General features: G+C 46.2%; 15 protein-coding genes and 1 riboswitch. Of the genes, 8 read left to right on the forward strand and 7 right to left on the reverse strand.

Annotated elements, in window-relative coordinates; genetic code table 11:
* Window positions 1–124 precede the first annotated feature (124 nt).
* From SPB21_RS10405 to SPB21_RS10415, 3 genes are all read right to left on the reverse strand, one after another.
* Complete coding sequence (locus tag SPB21_RS10405; RefSeq protein ID WP_499866491.1) at window positions 125–1,384, reverse strand: D-amino acid dehydrogenase; 1,260 nt, start codon at window positions 1,382–1,384, stop codon at window positions 125–127.
* Between the two features lie 44 nt (window positions 1,385–1,428).
* Window positions 1,429–1,541, reverse strand: a riboswitch (glycine riboswitch).
* 430 nt (window positions 1,542–1,971) lie between these two features.
* Window positions 1,972–2,859 (reverse strand): formyltransferase family protein, encoded by an 888-nt coding sequence (locus SPB21_RS10410; protein ID WP_499866492.1) that lies wholly within the window; start codon window positions 2,857–2,859, stop codon window positions 1,972–1,974.
* 37 nt (window positions 2,860–2,896) lie between these two features.
* A complete protein-coding gene (locus SPB21_RS10415) occupies window positions 2,897–3,286 on the reverse strand; it encodes an SET domain-containing protein-lysine N-methyltransferase (protein WP_163669572.1) in 390 nt (129 codons plus the stop codon).
* A gap of 455 nt (window positions 3,287–3,741) precedes the next feature.
* On the opposite strand from SPB21_RS10415, the gene SPB21_RS10420 reads away from it, so the two are divergent.
* Together SPB21_RS10420 and SPB21_RS10425 are read left to right on the forward strand one after the other, a co-directional pair.
* Window positions 3,742–3,870, forward strand: a complete 129-nt coding sequence (locus SPB21_RS10420) for a hypothetical protein (protein WP_431732036.1) — start codon at window positions 3,742–3,744, stop codon at window positions 3,868–3,870.
* Window positions 3,871–3,907: 37 nt separating this feature from the next.
* Window positions 3,908–4,303 (forward strand): hypothetical protein, encoded by a 396-nt coding sequence (locus tag SPB21_RS10425; RefSeq protein WP_499866493.1) that lies wholly within the window; start codon window positions 3,908–3,910, stop codon window positions 4,301–4,303.
* Between the two features lie 37 nt (window positions 4,304–4,340).
* Here SPB21_RS10425 and SPB21_RS10430 read toward each other — a convergent pair whose 3' ends face one another.
* On the reverse strand, window positions 4,341–5,615 hold the full coding sequence (locus SPB21_RS10430; protein ID WP_250564713.1) for an ISNCY family transposase: 1,275 nt from the start codon (window positions 5,613–5,615) through the stop codon (window positions 4,341–4,343).
* Between the two features lie 223 nt (window positions 5,616–5,838).
* On the opposite strand from SPB21_RS10430, the gene SPB21_RS10435 reads away from it, so the two are divergent.
* Window positions 5,839–6,267, forward strand: a complete 429-nt coding sequence (locus tag SPB21_RS10435) for a hypothetical protein (RefSeq protein ID WP_499866494.1) — start codon at window positions 5,839–5,841, stop codon at window positions 6,265–6,267.
* Between the two features lie 18 nt (window positions 6,268–6,285).
* Here the strand turns inward: SPB21_RS10435 and ald are convergent, their stop codons facing one another.
* Window positions 6,286–7,377 carry an alanine dehydrogenase gene (ald, locus tag SPB21_RS10440; RefSeq protein ID WP_499866495.1) on the reverse strand — a complete coding sequence of 364 codons (1,092 nt, stop codon included), beginning with the start codon at window positions 7,375–7,377 and terminating at the stop codon, window positions 6,286–6,288.
* Window positions 7,378–8,290: 913 nt separating this feature from the next.
* Between ald and SPB21_RS10445 the strand changes: the two genes are divergently transcribed.
* From SPB21_RS10445 to SPB21_RS10465, 5 genes are all read left to right on the forward strand, one after another.
* A complete protein-coding gene (locus tag SPB21_RS10445) occupies window positions 8,291–9,070 on the forward strand; it encodes an SDR family oxidoreductase (protein ID WP_163669576.1) in 780 nt (259 codons plus the stop codon).
* Between the two features lie 2 nt (window positions 9,071–9,072).
* Entirely contained in the window at window positions 9,073–9,795 is a 723-nt protein-coding gene (locus SPB21_RS10450; RefSeq protein WP_499061324.1) for a sulfite exporter TauE/SafE family protein, read from the forward strand.
* 271 nt (window positions 9,796–10,066) lie between these two features.
* Complete coding sequence (locus tag SPB21_RS10455; RefSeq protein ID WP_499866496.1) at window positions 10,067–11,452, forward strand: aminotransferase; 1,386 nt, start codon at window positions 10,067–10,069, stop codon at window positions 11,450–11,452.
* A 437-nt stretch (window positions 11,453–11,889) separates the two neighbouring features.
* Window positions 11,890–13,449: an alanine/glycine:cation symporter family protein gene (locus SPB21_RS10460; protein ID WP_499866497.1), complete on the forward strand. Its 1,560-nt coding sequence runs from the start codon at window positions 11,890–11,892 to the stop codon at window positions 13,447–13,449.
* A 15-nt stretch (window positions 13,450–13,464) separates the two neighbouring features.
* Window positions 13,465–13,890, forward strand: coding sequence for a universal stress protein (locus SPB21_RS10465; protein WP_163669584.1), 426 nt, complete (start codon window positions 13,465–13,467; stop codon window positions 13,888–13,890).
* A gap of 89 nt (window positions 13,891–13,979) precedes the next feature.
* Here the strand turns inward: SPB21_RS10465 and SPB21_RS10470 are convergent, their stop codons facing one another.
* Window positions 13,980–14,753, reverse strand: coding sequence for a hypothetical protein (locus tag SPB21_RS10470; RefSeq protein ID WP_499866498.1), 774 nt, complete (start codon window positions 14,751–14,753; stop codon window positions 13,980–13,982).
* A gap of 604 nt (window positions 14,754–15,357) precedes the next feature.
* The gene (locus SPB21_RS10475) at window positions 15,358–18,009 is read right to left on the reverse strand and encodes a protein kinase domain-containing protein (protein WP_499866499.1); all 2,652 of its coding nucleotides are present in this window, start codon (window positions 18,007–18,009) and stop codon (window positions 15,358–15,360) included.
* Between the last annotated feature and the right edge of the window lie 77 nt (window positions 18,010–18,086).

Here is an 18,086-nt window from a genome sequence, read left to right on the forward strand (position 1 = left end):
TAGAGCCTTTAGAGTTGAATGTATTGAACGTTTGCGACATCTATAGGTAGAACGCTGAAAATCCCTTGGGTCAGGTACAGTTGAATTAGTTCAATCCCTAGAGTACACTCATCAAAAACTTTCTCTATAGCGTTTGAGTAAACTGAAAGTTCACCTCAGGTTTTTTACCTGAAATGATATTTGCGATCGCTTTACCAGAACCGCAAGCATGGGTCCAACCCAGGGTGCCATGGCCTGTATTGACAAATAAATTAGAGTAACGAGTTTTTCCAATATAGGGCACATTAGAGGGCGTTGAGGGGCGTAAGCCAGTCCAGAACTTGGCCAGCTTTGGATTAGTGGCCCCCGGAAATAGCTCCATCACCCGATCAACAATGGCATTGCAACGGGCTGCATTCAACGCTAACCCATAGCCATTCAACTCTGCTGTGCCAGCCACCCGTAGCCGATTGCCCAGTCGAGAGAAAACCACCTTATACTCATCATCCGTAAGACTGGTGGTATAGGCTAAATCCTCACATTCCACTGGAAATGTGGCTGAATACCCCTTAACTGGGTAAATTTTCAAATTAATACCCAACGGTTTCACCAGTTGTCGACTGTAGCTACCCAGACAGACTACGCAAGCATCTGGATTAAGGGTGGCGCGACTGCCATCTGCCTGGGAAATTTGCAATCCATCCACCTTCTCACCAAGTGTTTCCAGCAGATGCACCTGGGTATTCCACAAGAATTTAACCCCTCTCTGCTCACATAGTCGAGCTAAGTTTTGCGTAAACCGATGGGCATCTCCAGACTCGTCAGCGTCGGTATAGGTTGCCCCCACAATTCTGTCCTGAACAGTTTTAAGTGCTGGCTCAATACGAACAGCATCCTCCGCTGTCACCACCTGACGATCACAGCCAAAGTCTTGCATAATCTTGGTCGACTTAATGGCCGCCTTAAACTCTCGCTGGCTAGTATAAAAGTGCAGAATGCCCTTCGTGAGATGATCGTAAGTGATGCCTGTTTCTGAGCGCAGGGCTTGCAAAGCGCTACGGCTAAATGTGCCCAGATTCAACAGCTGGATCAAATTATGACGGGCTCGGGAGTGCACACATTCCTGCAAGAACTGCCATCCCCAACACCATTGGCCCACATCGGCCCGTAACCGAAACAACAAGGGAGCATCCTCACGGCCAATCCACTTGAGAATTTTCTCGGGTGTACCTGGATTTGCCCAAGGTTCAGCATGGGAAACGGAGATTTGTCCACCATTGGCAAAACTAGTCTCCAAAGCGGCGGCTGGCTGCCGCTCGATAACCGTAACGTCAAACCCTGCATTATGGAGAAACCATGCCGTAGTCACCCCAACAACACCAGCCCCTAAGACACAAACTTCCATGGGAAACCTCTCGGCAAATCGCCGCAAAAAGACAGCATTCGATAACGCCCCTCTCTGTCCTTTTACCTGAGAGATTCACAGAGTAGTCCTAGTTTTAGGTCTACTCTGCTTGCCCCTTCGGTGGCTGCCTAAAACAGCACTCTCCAGATTTTCCTACAGTTCAGCAGTAAATCGACCTGAGCGTTTTTGGGAATGCGCCTTCGGTGTCAGTGCAGGGGATAAACCCTACCAAGACTCTCCTGCATGAACCTGAATATGTATACACTACCAATAAATTTTAACTTAGCTTGATAGCGATCTGAAACTTAGCACTACTTTAGAATAGAATATAAAGGGGAGTATTCGTTATTTCGGATCGGAATTTCGGATCGGAGAATAGACGCTAATTCACTAGAGTCTAAGTGCGCCTGCATCAAAAATATCGGGAGCTATGCAATTCCATGGCCATCAACAGCACATAGGGGACTGCACAAAAATAAAGGCCCTGGTTGGGGCTGTAGATGGGTAGATGAGTAATGGAGTAGCGCCAGTGCCCTACAACCCTCCAAATCCCTAGCACTATTCCCAGATTAGTTAAAGCCCAAAACTCATGGCACCGAGCAGGCAGATAGCTGAACTATTTCCTTCATTGCTAAGTAACCTGTTTCGGCCCCATGTCTCTTAGCCGCAGAAAAATCTTTGCTCTTAAAATTTTTGCCACGCAACGCCGGGTCAGGAATAATACCAGCAGGAACAGTTTCAGAACAATTTAGCATTACCTCAGCTGTATTGATGTAACAATCGAAACTGCTCATATAAAGGTATGCCTTTAAATCCCATAAAGTTTTAAATCTGAAAGGATCAACAACACGTTCGGCACGAATAATTGCCCCTGTATCCACTTGTGCATCTATATAGTGAATGGTAAATCCCGCAGCTTGCCGAAATGCCACAATATCTTGTGTTGCAGCTATATTTTCAATTGTGTAAATACCTCTTGCATAGGGCAACACAGCAGTGTGACTATTCACCAAACACCCAGGCAGTGTATCCACCCACTGAGGTTTGAAAAGTTGCCCGATACAGCTAAACAGCCAAGGTAATGACCCTGTTTGGGTAATTGACTGTAGCCATTGTCGAGCAGTTTCGCTGTTTACATCATCATCAAGAAAGATTGTGTCTGGATGATGGCTAACTGCATCAGAACAAAGGCCATGCGTGTTTACTATGGCCTGTATTGTTGCTTGTTCTGCTTCACTGATTTTTGGATACAGTTCTATCAGCTCCTGCCACTGATCTGCCGAGAGTTTATGTTGTCCTGCATATCGCGTATGAAACGCATGGCGTGCTTGTAATATAGATACATCTGGACGTTTTTCCCTGACCACAACACCGCGAAATTCAGGATGTTTCTCAAATTGTGTCCACCAGTGGCTGGTTAAGTAACTACATAAAATACTTGCATCAGTCAGCAAATAAAAACCCATTTTTTGCATCTATATTGTTCTGATTCTCGATATATCTCAATGATACTTATGAGAAATCATACTCATCTATATTGGTATAATACAAGGTTACTTCTTCACCTGATGCAATATCTTTAATACTCGTGAGATGTGACCATAGGCCAATTTCATCGGTTACCCACTCAACTTTTGAATTGGGAGTGCTGTCATGATTGCATAGCGAAGCAAGACCAAAAACAAAATACCCATCAACCTCATGATTGCATTGATAGGCTTCTGGTTGAACAAAGTAATATTTGGCAATTTGAGTTGTATCAATGATTTTACGTTCTGTTGATGGAAATGAGGCAACGGGAGCAATTTCAAGCACGGTGTTAGCAGCAATGGCTTTTGTAGTAACCACACCGCGCCCTTTAATGGCAATAGATTCTATAGCTAATAGATTTGTGCAGGTCATTGTCTAGGCCCCATATTGCTTGACTTTTCTTATAATGTCCCAACCTATTTTTTGTAGAAGACTTACATCTCAGATTTAGAGAATAGAAACGCACTAAATTTTAATAGAAATCTCGCAAGTCCCCAAGCGAGCTCAAGTTCACCCGATAACTATTAGACATTATCGGAACTAGAGAAAGGCATCTACAGCTTTGCTCTGCCCTCTTCGTCTACCCCGCTATAGCGTAACATCCGTACGTAACTCTAAATGAACGTTGTGAAGTCCGCAAGCTGTTTGCATCACATCAGCCACAAATGCCTCAACCCGATTACGGAATTTTTGCACCAAAATCTGACAGCGTTTGATGCCACCACTCTGATGTTCAACCTCGACCCGAAGGCTGGATATCCCTCGATTGATTACTTTTTAAGTCTAATATTGCAGCCTGGAATTATCCTTACTTTGTGAGTTCAAATGTGTTTATTCCAGCACTACTGATGGGGAATGCAGTAGTGTATAAACCGTCAGATCTTGTTGTGATGATACGAGGCGCGATCGCAACCTTTCTTCATGAATTAGGTATCTTCTCAAGCAGAATGGTGTGAAAAAACGCTGCAATATATTGCGGCAATTAATGCGTTTGTGGAAGTGGGTTTGCAAGCCAGTTGGGACAAGGCTGGGGAGGAATCTGAAGAACCGGGCCGTGAGCATTTGGCGAATGCCGCCATTGAGGCTATACGCCAGGCCAATCAGACAGGTGATTGGGTAGGACTGAGGGAGCAATGGCCACCAGCGCATCAACCGTTTATCCATTTGTTACAGGAGAATCACCCAGATGACGAGTTATCTCTGGACTTAAGTATGGAGCATGGGACGCTATCTAAAGACGGTCACTTGATTGCCGTGGGTGCGCAAAACAGTTGTCACTTAGTTTTTGATGCTCAGCTGAACCTGATCAGTGAGATTGGTCCCCACAGTGAATATCCACACTATGCCAGCAATTCCAAATTCCAATGTACGGACAGGAGTGGTATGTAAGAGAGACTCCTGTTGAGGATGTCAGTCACGATGAGAATCAAGAGGTATTTCGAAAGGGACCCGTCGGCTTGGTATCATCGAGCATGAACTCAATCAATGCGTTCCAACTCTCAAACCAGAGGTACTTGGTCAAGGCGACAATATCTTGAAAAAAGCCTTTTCGGGTACCTCGAATCTGTCGAATTCGTTGATAGCGTTCGTCTACATATCCCAAGATGGTATGAAACAGGAATGCTAACAGATTTAGGGTCAATAAGAACGAGGCTAGATGCTGTTGCCCATGGCCAAAATTGTGCTCTAAATGATAGCCCTTCGTTTTGAGGACATTGTGGTTTTCGTTTTCAGTTTTCCAACGACTGCGAGCCGCCTCAACTACAGCAATGACCTGCTGCGGGGTATTGAGCTCTAGTGGAGTGATCCAACTGTTGTGATAGAGTCGCTTGCCGTCTCGTTGTCGAGTGACGGTGACCTCACACCAATTCAGTACCCGGTCCGACGGGGTGCCACCTAATGGAACATCGGTTAAATATCGGTACCGATAGTGGACGTTCTCCTTACCCTGAGTTCGCGTTTTCTCGATGGTTTTGACCTGACCCTTGGCCGCATTGAACTCAATCCAATCGTAGAGCACTGGATGCGACTCCGGTAAACACACGAAGATGAAACTCATTCCCTGAGCTAGGACTGTTTCACACATCGGTAGACGACTGTATAGATCATCGCCGAGCAAAATCACATCTCGCTGAGCGAACATCTGTCCATGAGTCGCTATCCAACGCTTAGCTGCAGCCTGCTCACAATCTTGCTTCTCATGACCATCTTGAGGATAAATAAATTCAGGGGACAACGAAATCACCGATGATTGGCTCGGCGACACCACCACTGGCAAGATAGCTTTATGACTGTAGGTGACCTGGCCATTGCGATGCGTCTGGATTGAACAACACGGACAACTTACCTCATGCGAACTGTAGTATTGGGTTCCATCTAGGGTGACCAATAGATGCTTGCCAAGTACCTCAAACCCACGCAGATATCCCTGTTTCTCTAAATCCTGATAATTCAAGATGAACACACCCGATAGCCCCCTCGCAGGAAGCGGGTCGAGAATATTACGAATTTGTTCGACACTCGGAATGTTGGTCAAGCCAAATAGACTCTGGGCATTGTCTTGACCATGACGGCTTTGCAACTGTCGTTGGTACTCTAAGAATGACGGGCTTTGCATGAAAAACGCACTAAATGCTCCTAAGACCGCATCTTGAAGGCTATAACGAGTCGCGTTACTAGGCTGACGTCCATCCTTCATCATTCCTATGCATGAGGTCAGACTTCCGAGCACACTGTCGAATCCGAGCACACTTGAGACCATGACGACTATCTTGCCAAGGGCAAGACCCATTCGAATGAATTGACTGTATCGGATAGGGGCACGCTGTGCACAACTCGATTGCTAGCTCCAGGACACAGACACCTGTTCTTAAGTCGGAATTTGGAATTGCTGACACTATGCTCTGTTCAGTGCAGATGGGCGTATGGTGGCATTCAATGCTTGTCATTTCTATAACGGCACAACAATCGGTATACTTACCGATGCCTTAAAAGGGATGAAGACTGACTTCTATGAGGAAGATAATCGCATTGCTCAACTAGAGGATGGAGCCAGAGTATATGCTGGAGTGAGCCACCAGGATGAGTTGATTGTGGGTGATGCCTCTGGCTATATCCGAGCATTTAGCATTGCTGGAGACTTTCGATGGCAGCTATTTATTGGCTCTGCTATTAGTAGTATGGACTTATCCTCGGATGGCAAAACTCTTGTTGTTTCTACCTATGCCGGGTTTCTCTCGATTATTCAGTTAGGTGCAGGTACCCCAGCACCTAACCAAATTGGCACCAATCACCATTTAGAGTCACGTCGATGGCTCTTTTGGAAAAATGAACCGATGCCATTAATTTGGTGAGCGATGTGAGCTTAGGCCCTATGCCGCAACCATCACAGGAAAGGCTTCTTGTACAGCTGGATGAACAATTTTGCCATTAGCGACATTTAATCCTTGGGCCAGAGCGGCGTCTTTTAATAACGCATCCTGTCCCTGGTCAGCTAGCTTGAGCACATAGGGTAAGGTGCTATTGTTCAATGCCTGGGTGGCTGTCCATGGCGCTGCTCCTGGCATATTAGGCACACCAAAGTGCACAACACCTGACTCAATATAGGTGGGTTGGGTGTGTGAGGTAGGTCGCAATGTCTCAATACACCCCCCTTGATCCACAGCCACATCAATGATCACTGAGCCGGGACGCATTTTAGAAACTAAGGCTTTGTCAACCAGGGTAGGGGCTTTGCGACCTGGGATTAAGACTGCACCAATCAATAAATCAGCCTCAGGAACAACACGCTCAATTTGAGCTGAGGTGCTATAAAGCAGCTCAACCCGTGACCCAAACAAGGTTTCCAGATAAGCAAGACGCTCAATGTTAATGTCTAAAATCTGCACTTGAGCCCCCATACCTACGGCAATGCGTGCAGCTTCCGTACCAACAATGCCTCCACCTAAAATCACCACACGTCCTGGCTGTACACCAGGAACACCCCCGAGGAGAACACCGCGACCACCCTGTTGTTTTTCTAAATATCGGGCTCCAAACTGAACGGCTAATCGCCCTGCAATAATGCTCATGGGTGTCAGCAGCGGTAGTTTGCTGTCGCTGGTCATGACGGTTTCATATGCGATCGCACTCACCCCACTGGCCATCAATGCCTCAGTTAACTGAGGTTCTGCTGCCAAATGCAGATAGGTAAACAACAATAAATCATGCCGAAAGTAGCTATATTCAGAGGGCTGGGGTTCTTTAACCTTGACCACCATATCCTGAGACCAGGGGATAACAGCGTCAGCTACCAGGGTCGCTCCTGCGGCAGCATAATCCACGTTTGTAAACCCAGCCCCATGTCCCGCATTTTCCTCAACAACGACTTGGTGTCCCCGTTGGCACAGGGCATGAACACTCGCAGGCGTTAATCCAACTCGAAATTCTTGATCTTTAATCTCTTTGGGCAGTCCAATTCTCATAACAAATTAACCTCCTATCGGTTGGGGGTGTGTCCTAACGTTGTTGTTGTAATACTTGCTGAAATATAAGGTGGGGATGTGGGGAAAGCCACCCGCTCTCATTTCAGTATTGACAGATTGAACGGTAGCATTAATCTTGATAATTGATCAATAGAATTTGTAGCCTGTTGATAACAAATGGTAAAAAACCTCAATAAGTAGATTTTTATACAAAAACTATGACGATCCCTTGCTAGAGTTATAGCATTGAAGACTCGCTACATAGGCCTCAAAAGATGGTGGTGCTATTTATCTACTTTTCATCTCTAAGCCCGAGTCATGAGCCCTTTAATTTGAATCTCAAAGAAGGGAGGCTTCATAAGCACTTGCTCAAATGGAACGGCGTCGGTTCGCCCTACGCTGGAGTGTTTGTGTAAGCCTACATGACAGTTTAGATCCGCTGAGCTTAAAGCTGTTGGTCAATAATGACCAAACAGTGATTGCGTTTAACTCTAGGTCGAGCGTATTTCCAGCGGAAGCTGTGGAAAGTTTGAGGCGGCTAACAGTAAGCTTTTCAAACGGTTGGTGTTGGAGGCAGCACCTGTACAATATTTGTTCTCATCTGTTGATACTGACCATGTTTCCAGGTCATTTACCTGGGGCTTAGACCTCTCAATTCCGAAAATGTGGGGCAGATTGGGAAGGTTGACCTTTGCCAGCGCTAAGCATTCCTGGGTGGGGAGATACTTGGTGTTGGTCTTGGGATCGCTGCATGGTGTGGATCGGCGGTGGGGTTGATTCTTTTGCAGAAGAATATTTCCATAACAAGACAACCGGTAAAGAAGCCATCGGTGATCGAGGCCACCCTAGCCCCCCAGAATTGGGGGGGATAAGATGACTAAACAACAGGCAATACCAGGAGTAATTATTCCCTATGGCACTATCTCTAACTGAACAATGTGCTCTCATCACTGGCGCTAGCAGCGGTATCGGTACATCCTGTGCCCGATTATTTGCCCAGGCAGGTGCCCGCCTGATCCTGGCGGCTCGTCGTAAAGAGAAACTGCAAGCGCTTGCGGATGAATTACAAAAGCACTATCAGACCGAAACCCTTCTACTGTGCATAGATGTGCAAGATCGCCAGGCAGTCATGACTGCCATGGAAGGGCTGCCTGAAAAGTGGAAAACCATTGACATCTTGATTAACAATGCTGGTCTGAGCCGGGGGTTGGAAAAACAGTATGAATCCCCGATTCAAGATTGGGAGGAGATGATTGATACCAATATTAAAGGTCTGTTATACGTCACCCGTGCCGTCGTACCCGGCATGGTGACACGGGGCCAGGGACATGTGGTTAACATTGGCTCCATTGCAGCCCGGCAAACGTATATGGGTGGCAGCGTCTATTGTGCTACTAAAGCAGCAGTGAAGTCCTTATCAGAAGGGTTAAAAATAGACTTGCTAGGCACGCCTGTACGGGTGACTAACATCGAGCCAGGGTTAGTGGAAACTGAGTTTAGTAATGTGCGGTTTCGAGGCGATGATGATAAGGCTAACTCAGTTTATACGGGAATGACGCCCCTCACCCCCGATGATATTGCCGACACAATTTTGTTTTCAGTCACTCGTCCCGCCCACGTCAATATCAGTGAAATTTTTGTCATGCCGACGGATCAGTCTTCGGTCACCCATGTTCATCGGAGTTCAGTATAACGATGGCATTGATCATTGTCATCACGGTGTTTGGAGCGGCCTTTATCCAGGGGATTTCGGGATTTGGGTTTGCATTGGTAGCTATGCCAATTTTGTCTGGCATAACCAGTATTCAGGCAGCAGCTCCCCTTGTTGCCCTCACCACATTAACGAACAATCTCATACTGTGTATCTACTACCGCCAATCGTTTGACCGTAAAGTGGTCACCCACTTGTTGTTGGGATCCGTCCTAGGGATTCCCATTGGCTTTCTAGCCTTGGATTACATTCCTCCAGGACTGATGTTGATTACCCTGGGGCTGATCATTGTTGCCTATGCTCTATATTCCTTAAGGAGTCCAGCGGTGCCTGTTTTGAAGTCTAAATTGTGGGCTTATGGGGCTGGATTCACATCAGGTATTTTGTTGGGCAGCTTTAATCTGCCAGGACCACCAGTCATTTTGTATGGCACGAGTCAACGCTGGTCTCCGGAAACATTCAAAGGCAACCTCACCAGTTTTTTCTGGGTGAGTGTGGCGATTGTTGTTGTAGGGCATGGCTTTCAAAATCGACTCTCGGCAGATATTATTCGTCAGTTTTTAATGGCTGTACCGAGTGTAATGCTGGGATTATTGTTAGGTGTCATACTTGCAAAGAAGTTTGACCCTAATGTTTTTCGAAAAATTATCACTATTTTATTAGCAATTATTGGAGTGCGGCTTATTCTCTCTGGCATCTATCTATAAATCCATAAAAATCTCAAAAGGGCAGCAAAGTTCTTCAGTCATTGTTCTTGCTGTCTATTTTGTGCTGTCATGAAATAGACATGTTTTCTTTAACGAGCATTGCTTTCGAATTGGTTTTTCTTAATAGGAAAACTTTATTGAATCGTGTGTAAATATACAGAAGAGAGCTTTTAAATACTTTTATTGTGTTGAAAACATCCCATGAATTCGCTTCACGATAAAAGTAACTTGGCTCTTGGAAAATGCTCTTTCGCTTTAAGGATCATTTTTAATGTTTGCTAGTTTGAGTCCAGAAAAGGCTGATTTAGGAACAATGGATGCTGAATCACTTTGGCATCCATTAGTGCAACATAAGTCATTTTCTCAGAAGCCTCCCAAGTGTATGACACGGGGTGTGGGGTGTTATGTGACTGATACAAACGGAATCGAATATTTCGACGGTATCTCTGGCTTATGGTGCGTCAATGTTGGCTATGGCCGTCAAGAGTTGGCGGAAGTTGCCTATGAGCAAATGGTCGATCTGGCCTATTTCCCGCTCACCATGAGCCATGAGCCGGGCATTCGTTTGGCTCATAAATTATTGGAGCTATTGGGTTACGAGGGTAAGGTGTTTTTCTCCACAAGCGGTTCAGAGGCCAATGAAACAGCCTTTAAGATTGCTCGTCAGTACCATGCTCAGACGGCTCCTGCTGGCTCAGGCCCACGCTACAAAATTATCTCTCGCTATCGAGGCTATCATGGTCACACCATGGGAGCGCTAAGCGCAACGGCACAGGCTGAACGTAAGCTCAAGTATGAGCCCTTAGTTCCTGGTTTTCTTCATGTAAGCCCACCTTACTACTATCGGTTTGGTGATGGACAGCCGGAAGATGTTTACAATGCCGCCTGTTTGCAAGAACTGGAACAGACAATTCTCTATGAAGGGGCTGAATCTGTTGCAGCGGTGATTGTGGAACCGATCATTTCTGGGGGTGGTGTGATTGTGCCGCCAGAAGGCTATTTGCGAGGTGTGCGAGAGATTTGCGATCGCACCGGCATCCTTCTCATCTACGACGAAGTCGTTAACGGCTTTGGTCGCACTGGAAAAATGTTTGGCCATCAACACTGGGGTGTGGAGCCAGACATTATCTCCTTTGCAAAAGGTCTTACTAGTGGCTATATGCCCCTTTCTGCCACAGTGGTAAAACAGTTTATCTTCGAAGCTTTCTTAGACGATCCTGGCAGTGATAGCCATTTTCGGCATGTTACTACCTATGGCGGCACCCCTGTCTGCACAGCAGTCAGTCTAAGAAGTATCGAAATCCTAGAAAGAGAAAACCTGTGTGAGCGTGCGGCTGAGATGGGTAATTATCTGCTTGAAAAGTTGCAACGGCTGTTAGAGCATCCCAATGTAGGTGACGTTAGAGGCAAAGGCTTGCTGCTGGGTGTGGAGCTAGTCAAAGATAAGGCCAGCAAAACACCTTTAGATAGCGATGCCGTTGCTTCGGTAACTAAATACTGCATGGACAAGCAGATGATTATTGGTCGAAACACGAACACAATTCCTGGTTTTACCAATGTGCTAATTCTGGCTCCACCGTTGGTGATGAGTCGAGAAGACGCCGATCGGCTAGCAGATACTCTCTGTGATGCTGTTTTTGCTTTATCCAGTTCCTGATGTTGTCTCACTAGATCCCTAAAGTCTCTAAATTAAGATGGTGTCACTAATCTAGTTCCTCTAGCTCATATTTTACTCCAGGCGGGGTAGCGATATCCTGCCTGGGACTTAAAGTCACAAGGCTGATCAAATTAAAACTCGCTAAAGGGGTTGAGCGATCGGTAAACGATCCATGTATAGAGCCCCATAGTCAGGTTGTCTGCTAAAGCAACAATTCTCAATTAGCATTGAATTCTGCACCCAATGCGGGTTCAAGGTATCCAACCAATCTCAATATAAGGTTTTAGCCAATGAATTGAACCCTCTTTATTAGCAGAGGAAAGATTGCAGCAATCTCATTGTAGCTCGATCAATCAAAATTTTCACTGAGTCCTCCTCAAAAAAGACGATGGGACAATCAGTATTCTCAATTATCTCTCTCGTTTGGAGTTAATACCATGAAAACACCACTGTTCAGATTGAAACACTATCTCTATGCCCTGGCATTTTTACTTATCTTTCTCCCCCAGGTTGCTTTTGCCCAGGACGATACTGCCTCCGTTGGTCTCTTAGGTTCCATTGAAGCTGGTGTTCAGGGTGTCGTAGATGTTCTCAACCTGATCTTTTACTTCAAGATTGGTGGCGAGAATGGTATGCCATTTATTGTTCTTTGGCTGGTGATTGGCGCTGTCTTTTTCACGTTCCGGCTTAAATTCATCAATATTCGCGCCTTTAAACATGCCATTGATGTGGTGCGGGGCAAATACGACAGTGAGGAGGACGAAGGCGATGTTTCTCACTTCCAGGCCCTGGCAGCGGCGCTTTCAGGAACTGTAGGGATTGGTAATATCGCGGGTGTTGCGATCGCAATTCGTCTCGGTGGTCCAGGCGCTGCATTCTGGATGACCATGGCAGGCTTTCTAGGCATGTCGAGTAAATTTGCCGAATGTACCCTGGGTCAAAAGTATCGCGTCATCAAACCTGATGGCACCGTGGGTGGCGGTCCCATGTATTACCTATCTCGGGGATTGTCGGCCATGGGCATGGCTCCGGTGGGTAAAGCATTAGCAGTCATTTTTGCTGTTCTTTGTGCCATTGGTAGCTTGGGCATTGGCAACATGTTTCAGGCCAACCAGGCCTTTGCCGCTGTTTCTAATGTGTTGCCATTTCTAAACGGTTTTAGCTGGCTATTTGGTATTGTCTTAGCTCTGATTGTGGGTTTGGTTATCTTGGGAGGTATTGAACGGATTGGTGCTGTTGCCGGCGTTCTCGTGCCGTTTATGGCTGTGGTTTATGCCATCGCTTGTTTCTGGGTGATGTTAGTCAAACTCCCGGAGGTTCCCGGTGCCATTGGTACAATTATTGCGACAGCTTTTAGCCCAGAGGCAGTGGCAGGTGGAGCGATTGGTGCCCTGGTGATTGGCTTTCAGCGGGCAGCATTCTCCAATGAGGCAGGATTAGGTTCAGCGGCTATTGCCCACTCTGCTGCCAAGACAGATGAACCGATTAGAGAAGGGATTGTGGCTTTGCTAGAACCCTTTATCGACACCATGTTTATTTGTAATTTGACAGCATTGGTAATTGTTCTTACTGGGGTTTATGCCGATCCCACCGCTGCTGATCTCAATGGGGCCCAGCTGTCGGCGGCATCCTTCGAAACGGTTATTAGCTGGTTCCCCTATGTGATTGCAGTGGCCGGATTTTTGTTCGCCCTGTCAACCATGATTTCCTGGAGCTATTATGGACAACAATCCTGGGCATTTTTGTTTGGTGACAGCACTGTTAACATCTACAAGGGCATCTTTTTGTTCTGTGTCTTTGTCGGTGCAGTGGTTAACTTAGGTCCCGTGCTTGATTTTAGCGACATTATGGCCCTGGCAATGTCGCTGCCTAATCTGTTGGGTTGCTTCTTGATGTCTGGACTGATTGCTAGGGAGTTGAAGAGCTATATGGAGCGGCTCAATTCGGGAGAAATGCTACCCCAGACTCCAATTGCTCAGGAAACAGTCTTTAAATAAATGGAGGTAACTGAGATGAGTTGGCTTAAGCGAAAATCTGTTCTGATTCCCATAGACTTTTCTGACCTTTCTTATCAGGCACTGGGGCCTGCCAAAGAACTTGTGGACGATGGGTCATCTTTGAAACTGATTCATGTGCTTGCACCGTTGCACCCTGCCGATCCAGCCGCCATGTGGGACACAGTCAGTGATGAAGACCGCAAGCAAAAAGTCCAGGCCTTTGCCCATGAAAAGCTTAACGAAATGGGCTACGACAAGCTTCACATTGAGGTGGTCATTGGGGACACTACGTCAAAAATTGTGGACTATGCCCAAGAGATAGATGCGGACTTAATTGTCATGCCGTCCCATGGACGCAAAGGTGTCAGTCGTTTTTTGATTGGGTCGGTGGCTGAACAAGTGGTGCGATTATCTCATTGTCCAGTGTTGATTCTGAAGTAAACTTTTTGGCAACGTTAATTCAGCATGTGGGGTGAATCTCGTATGACTGGATGTTCGTAACAGAACATTTCGTAAGACGGTTAGCCCACTCAGCCGCCACAGTCGTAGCCCAGCGCGCGCGCGTACCCTTGCCAATGAGCATCGTAATAACGCTTCGCTTTGGGCCCCAACGCATGATAAGGTCTCTCGATAGCGAAGGCACCTGTCGAATGCTTCGGAAGTTTTTGCTTAAAGGCGGGTGACGCGGCTTTGAGGGCGCTCAGAAAACGTGGCTCGTTGCTGGCTTGACGGAGCAACCTGTCCAGAATCGACGGTCGTGCCGAACAGCGCAGGAAGCTAGCAATTCTGGCGAAGTAAGCGTCCTCAGTCGAAGTGAAGATGTCCTCACAGCGAACTCGCATGAACCTCGAATCGGTCAGGTGTTCGAGAAGCGACACCTGGCGCTCATATAGCCAATCAAATTGCCTCATGATGGCAATATGCTGTTCGTCAAGAGATTCTGCGTCCCGGAGAACTTGCGTCAGAGTCTGTCCGCCGAGAGCTGCATGAGCTTTCTCTACCGCCCATGCTTCACCACCTCGCAAATGGTACTTCGCTGCGCTGAAGATAAAACTCGCCGGATCCCGCGTAAAAATTAAGAACCTCGTTGACTCGACACCCAGGAGGCCCGTTGCTTCGAGTGCCTCGGAACCGAAGTTGCGACAACGGATGTTCACCACGCTCCCAGGCCTGTCGTAGCCGCCTACACTGTCAGCCTTATCAGGCTGCACGCTCTTGACAAACCCAGTCTTTTTATCGATGCGATGGACATTTTGGATGTAGTTATTCCCACATTTATGAAACAGCAAGTAGCAATTGATCATCTTGTCCTCCTAAATGCGAACTAGGGTAGTGGTGGAGCGATGTAATTATCGCTTCCAGAAAGAAAGTGTAAGTTTGATTGTTCTGGTAGCGGACTTTCAATTGCCGTCCAACGATTGAGCTAAGCCGCTAACACTGCCGAGTACGCTGCCGTCGGCTAGCGGGGGTCGTCGGCTCCAGTGATTTACTATGTTGCACGCTTCAAGCAGGTTTCCCAAGCCCTAACAGGCATACCTTGCGTGCCGAAATAGCTATATATTCAGCATTAGATTTGGTAGATCAGGCCCATAATTCTGGATCTTATCCGCCACTTTCGTGGTGATAACACCTTGATTTACACAGCTTATATACAATGGCTCAATAGCTGCTTCAGGAAGGGTGCTAAATTCAAGTTGAGCAGGGTATGTCAGGGCATGCCGCCTCCCGTCAGCCCAGCAATGCTAATGCTTTCCAAGTGAATCGATGAGGATAAATGCTACAAGACTGTTCGCACGATGTGTTGGGCCGAGGGCATTTGCTGCACTTGAGTGTGGAGTAAAAAACATTACCAAGCGAGGGAGGCGTGTCACCTATAGGGTGACCTGGTATATCGGGTGCTTAAATTTCTCAGTCCCACTTCGGCGTCTTCCAAATTTGCAATGGGGCATCAAACCCTTCACCAATCACAAGATAACGACCATCAGGGGTAAATTGAACAATGCTGTAATCATAAGAACCAATATCAACTGATTGAGGCTTGCCTAAAACCTCTCCTGTTTTAGCATCCCACCATATCAGGTGCTTTTTCCGAGTGTGTAGAGCATCAACACGATCTTCGGACACAATAGTGGCGAGTAAATCACCATCATCACTGAGTGCAATATGAGAGATATGCTTATTTGCAGATAGGTCATATTGGGAAAATTCACGAATTTCTTTTCCTGACTGGGTATCAAATAAGCTGAGCTGATTTGTTTGGTTATCATAAAACACAAATCGTTCTCCAGTCCCAGTAAAGCTAATGCGACCTTCGCCTAACACTGAAATAGGACGTTGCTGGCTGTTATCCCAAACAGTAATGTCATAGGGAACTAGCCTAGAAAATGAAGTAGTATCATTTCCTACCACAACTTCTCTATGTTTTTCACTAATGAGAATATTCTCTTTTGTGGTAAAGCTAGCAGCATCTGCCTCTAATGAAAAGAATCGGGTACCAGAATCCACATTCCAAATTTCAACCCTATTTTGCCTGTCAACAACAACATGTTGACTATCAGCACTAAATAGGTGGCTACTATGATGAACGTTACTAGATAACAAAGACCAGGAAACCCCTACCCAGAGATTATCGGATGAATAAATTGTTTCTTCATGGATCAATCGTTTATGTGACCTTAAATCCCAAACACTAGTGCTATGTAAGGGGTCCCCTTGATCCGTCTGAGTTACTGCATCTTCTACTAAGAAGGATTGATTTTCACTTAGTCCAAGACGCGAGTCACCAAAAGATGGGCTATGAGAAAATCCTCCTGCAGGTATAAAATCATCAACCGATGTAAATATCTGCCCATTAGTCGTATCAAAGATTGTTAGCCCCTGATAATTATGACCTGCTAATAGGTATTGATGTCGATCATAACTCATTGCAATATGGGATTCTTCTATAGGAATATCATCTACCAGATTGCCAGATTCAAGTTCCCAGACTTTGACATATAAACCTTCGATAGTTCCCGAAATAGCATACAACAATTTTCCATCTCTACTGATGATTGGTTGCCCTAGCTCTAAACCCTCGCTGTTAATAACAATATCTGCATCAGTCGACATCGACTTCCTCTCTTCCGAATTAAGCCAGCCTGTGATTTCATGTCGCTGAAAAGTACTTTCGAGTAGAGAAGGATAGTATATTACCACCGCCACCGCCCCAAAAAACGCTACTAGTAAGCCAAGTGAAATTGTTGTTATAAAGCTAAATGGATTAGCACTATTTCGAGTAACTTGCCTGTCGGTATTATTAGACTTAGGTAGTGTGTATTGATCGCTGGCATCTAATGAGAGTGTGTACTGATCGGCATCTAATAATTCAGACGATTGTGAGGGGACAGCGAGGGGACCTTCTTCCGGAGTTTTAGCAATCAATGGCTGAGGTGGTGGGGAAGCTTCTTTGTTCTTGAAACGATTAGAAGATCTTTTTCCCCTGCCATAGGGTGCTTTGGATTCGGGAGTCTTGAGGGTAGAATTAGGCAGTGTGTATTGATCGCTGGCATCTAATGAGAGTGTGTACTGATCGGTATCTAATAATTCAGACGATTGTGAGGGGACAGCGAGGGGACTTTCTTCCGGAGTTTTAGCAATAAACGGCTGAGGTGATGGGGAAGCTTCTTTGTTCTTGAAGCGATTAGAAGATCTTTTTCCCCTGCCATAGGGTGCTTTGGATTCGGGAGTCTTGAGGAATGATGCGGGACCTGATTGAGCATTCTCCCCATCGATAGATGTCTGAATTTCCTCAATGGTTTGATAACGATGATTTGTTGGCATGAGGATCATCTTATTTAGCAATTGAGCGAGTCTCGGGCTGACGGGCTGCTGTAAATAGTCTTGCCAAACCCATCTTCCCTCTCCAGTCTCATAGAGACTAAAAGGAGAAACAGCTGTCAGTAGGTGAATACAGGTAATCCCCAGACTATAAATATCACTGGCAAAAACAGCTTTTCCCCGCGCCTGCTCAGGGGCTGTATACTCAGCACTGCCAATGACTGTACCCGTTTGGGCCAGGGCTAAACCCGTGACATGTTTTGCTGCCCCCAGATCTACCAATACCAGGCTCTGGTCAGTGGCGCGACGAATGATATTGGCAGGCTTAATATCACGATGAATAATATTGTGATTGTGAATAAATTTTAACGTGGGCAATACCTGATTTAGGACATGCCAGATTTGCGCTTCAGAAAAGGTGCCTGTCTTTTGTAGCTCATGGGCTAAGTCTTGCCCCTCTATATAGTCCTGAATAAGATAAAGATGATTATCTTGCTCAAAGTAGTCTATGAGTCTGGGTATGTTCCCATGATGGCCTAGCTTCTTAAGTTGATTGGCTTCTTGATAAAAAAGCTTAGTAACTGTATCTGGATGCTTGCTTGACCTGAGCGCTGGGAAAAACTGTTTAATGACACATCGAGGTTTAGTGGGAAAGCCTTGGTCAATTGCTAAAAACGTTCTACCGAAACCACCCTGACCAATGGGTTTGATGGCAACATAACGAGCTCGAAGACCAATCACGAAACCACAGCTAGGACAGACTTTTATGTTAGGGTGATGCGTTTGTGGTGCAGAACACTGAGGATTCAAGCAATAAG

It is taken from the genome of Leptothoe sp. ISB3NOV94-8A (assembly GCF_043421595.1).
In the GTDB taxonomy this organism is placed as follows: domain Bacteria; phylum Cyanobacteriota; class Cyanobacteriia; order Phormidesmidales; family Phormidesmidaceae; genus Leptothoe; species Leptothoe turfae.

Bases quoted from the DNA above. Each gene is read 5' to 3' on its own strand.
- SPB21_RS10410 (WP_499866492.1), bottom strand. From the start codon at position 2,859: ATGCAAAAAATGGGTTTTTATTTGCTGACTGATGCAAGTATTTTATGT.
- SPB21_RS10415 (WP_163669572.1), bottom strand. From the start codon at position 3,286: ATGACCTGCACAAATCTATTAGCTATAGAATCTATTGCCATTAAAGGG.
- SPB21_RS10455 (WP_499866496.1), top strand. From the start codon at position 10,067: ATGTTTGCTAGTTTGAGTCCAGAAAAGGCTGATTTAGGAACAATGGAT.
- SPB21_RS10445 (WP_163669576.1), top strand. From the start codon at position 8,291: ATGGCACTATCTCTAACTGAACAATGTGCTCTCATCACTGGCGCTAGC.
- ald (WP_499866495.1), bottom strand. From the start codon at position 7,377: ATGAGAATTGGACTGCCCAAAGAGATTAAAGATCAAGAATTTCGAGTT.
- SPB21_RS10470 (WP_499866498.1), bottom strand. From the start codon at position 14,753: ATGATCAATTGCTACTTGCTGTTTCATAAATGTGGGAATAACTACATC.
- SPB21_RS10405 (WP_499866491.1), bottom strand. From the start codon at position 1,384: ATGGAAGTTTGTGTCTTAGGGGCTGGTGTTGTTGGGGTGACTACGGCA.
- SPB21_RS10430 (WP_250564713.1), bottom strand. From the start codon at position 5,615: ATGATGAAGGATGGACGTCAGCCTAGTAACGCGACTCGTTATAGCCTT.
- SPB21_RS10450 (WP_499061324.1), top strand. From the start codon at position 9,073: ATGGCATTGATCATTGTCATCACGGTGTTTGGAGCGGCCTTTATCCAG.
- SPB21_RS10460 (WP_499866497.1), top strand. From the start codon at position 11,890: ATGAAAACACCACTGTTCAGATTGAAACACTATCTCTATGCCCTGGCA.
- SPB21_RS10465 (WP_163669584.1), top strand. From the start codon at position 13,465: ATGAGTTGGCTTAAGCGAAAATCTGTTCTGATTCCCATAGACTTTTCT.
- SPB21_RS10435 (WP_499866494.1), top strand. From the start codon at position 5,839: ATGGTGGCATTCAATGCTTGTCATTTCTATAACGGCACAACAATCGGT.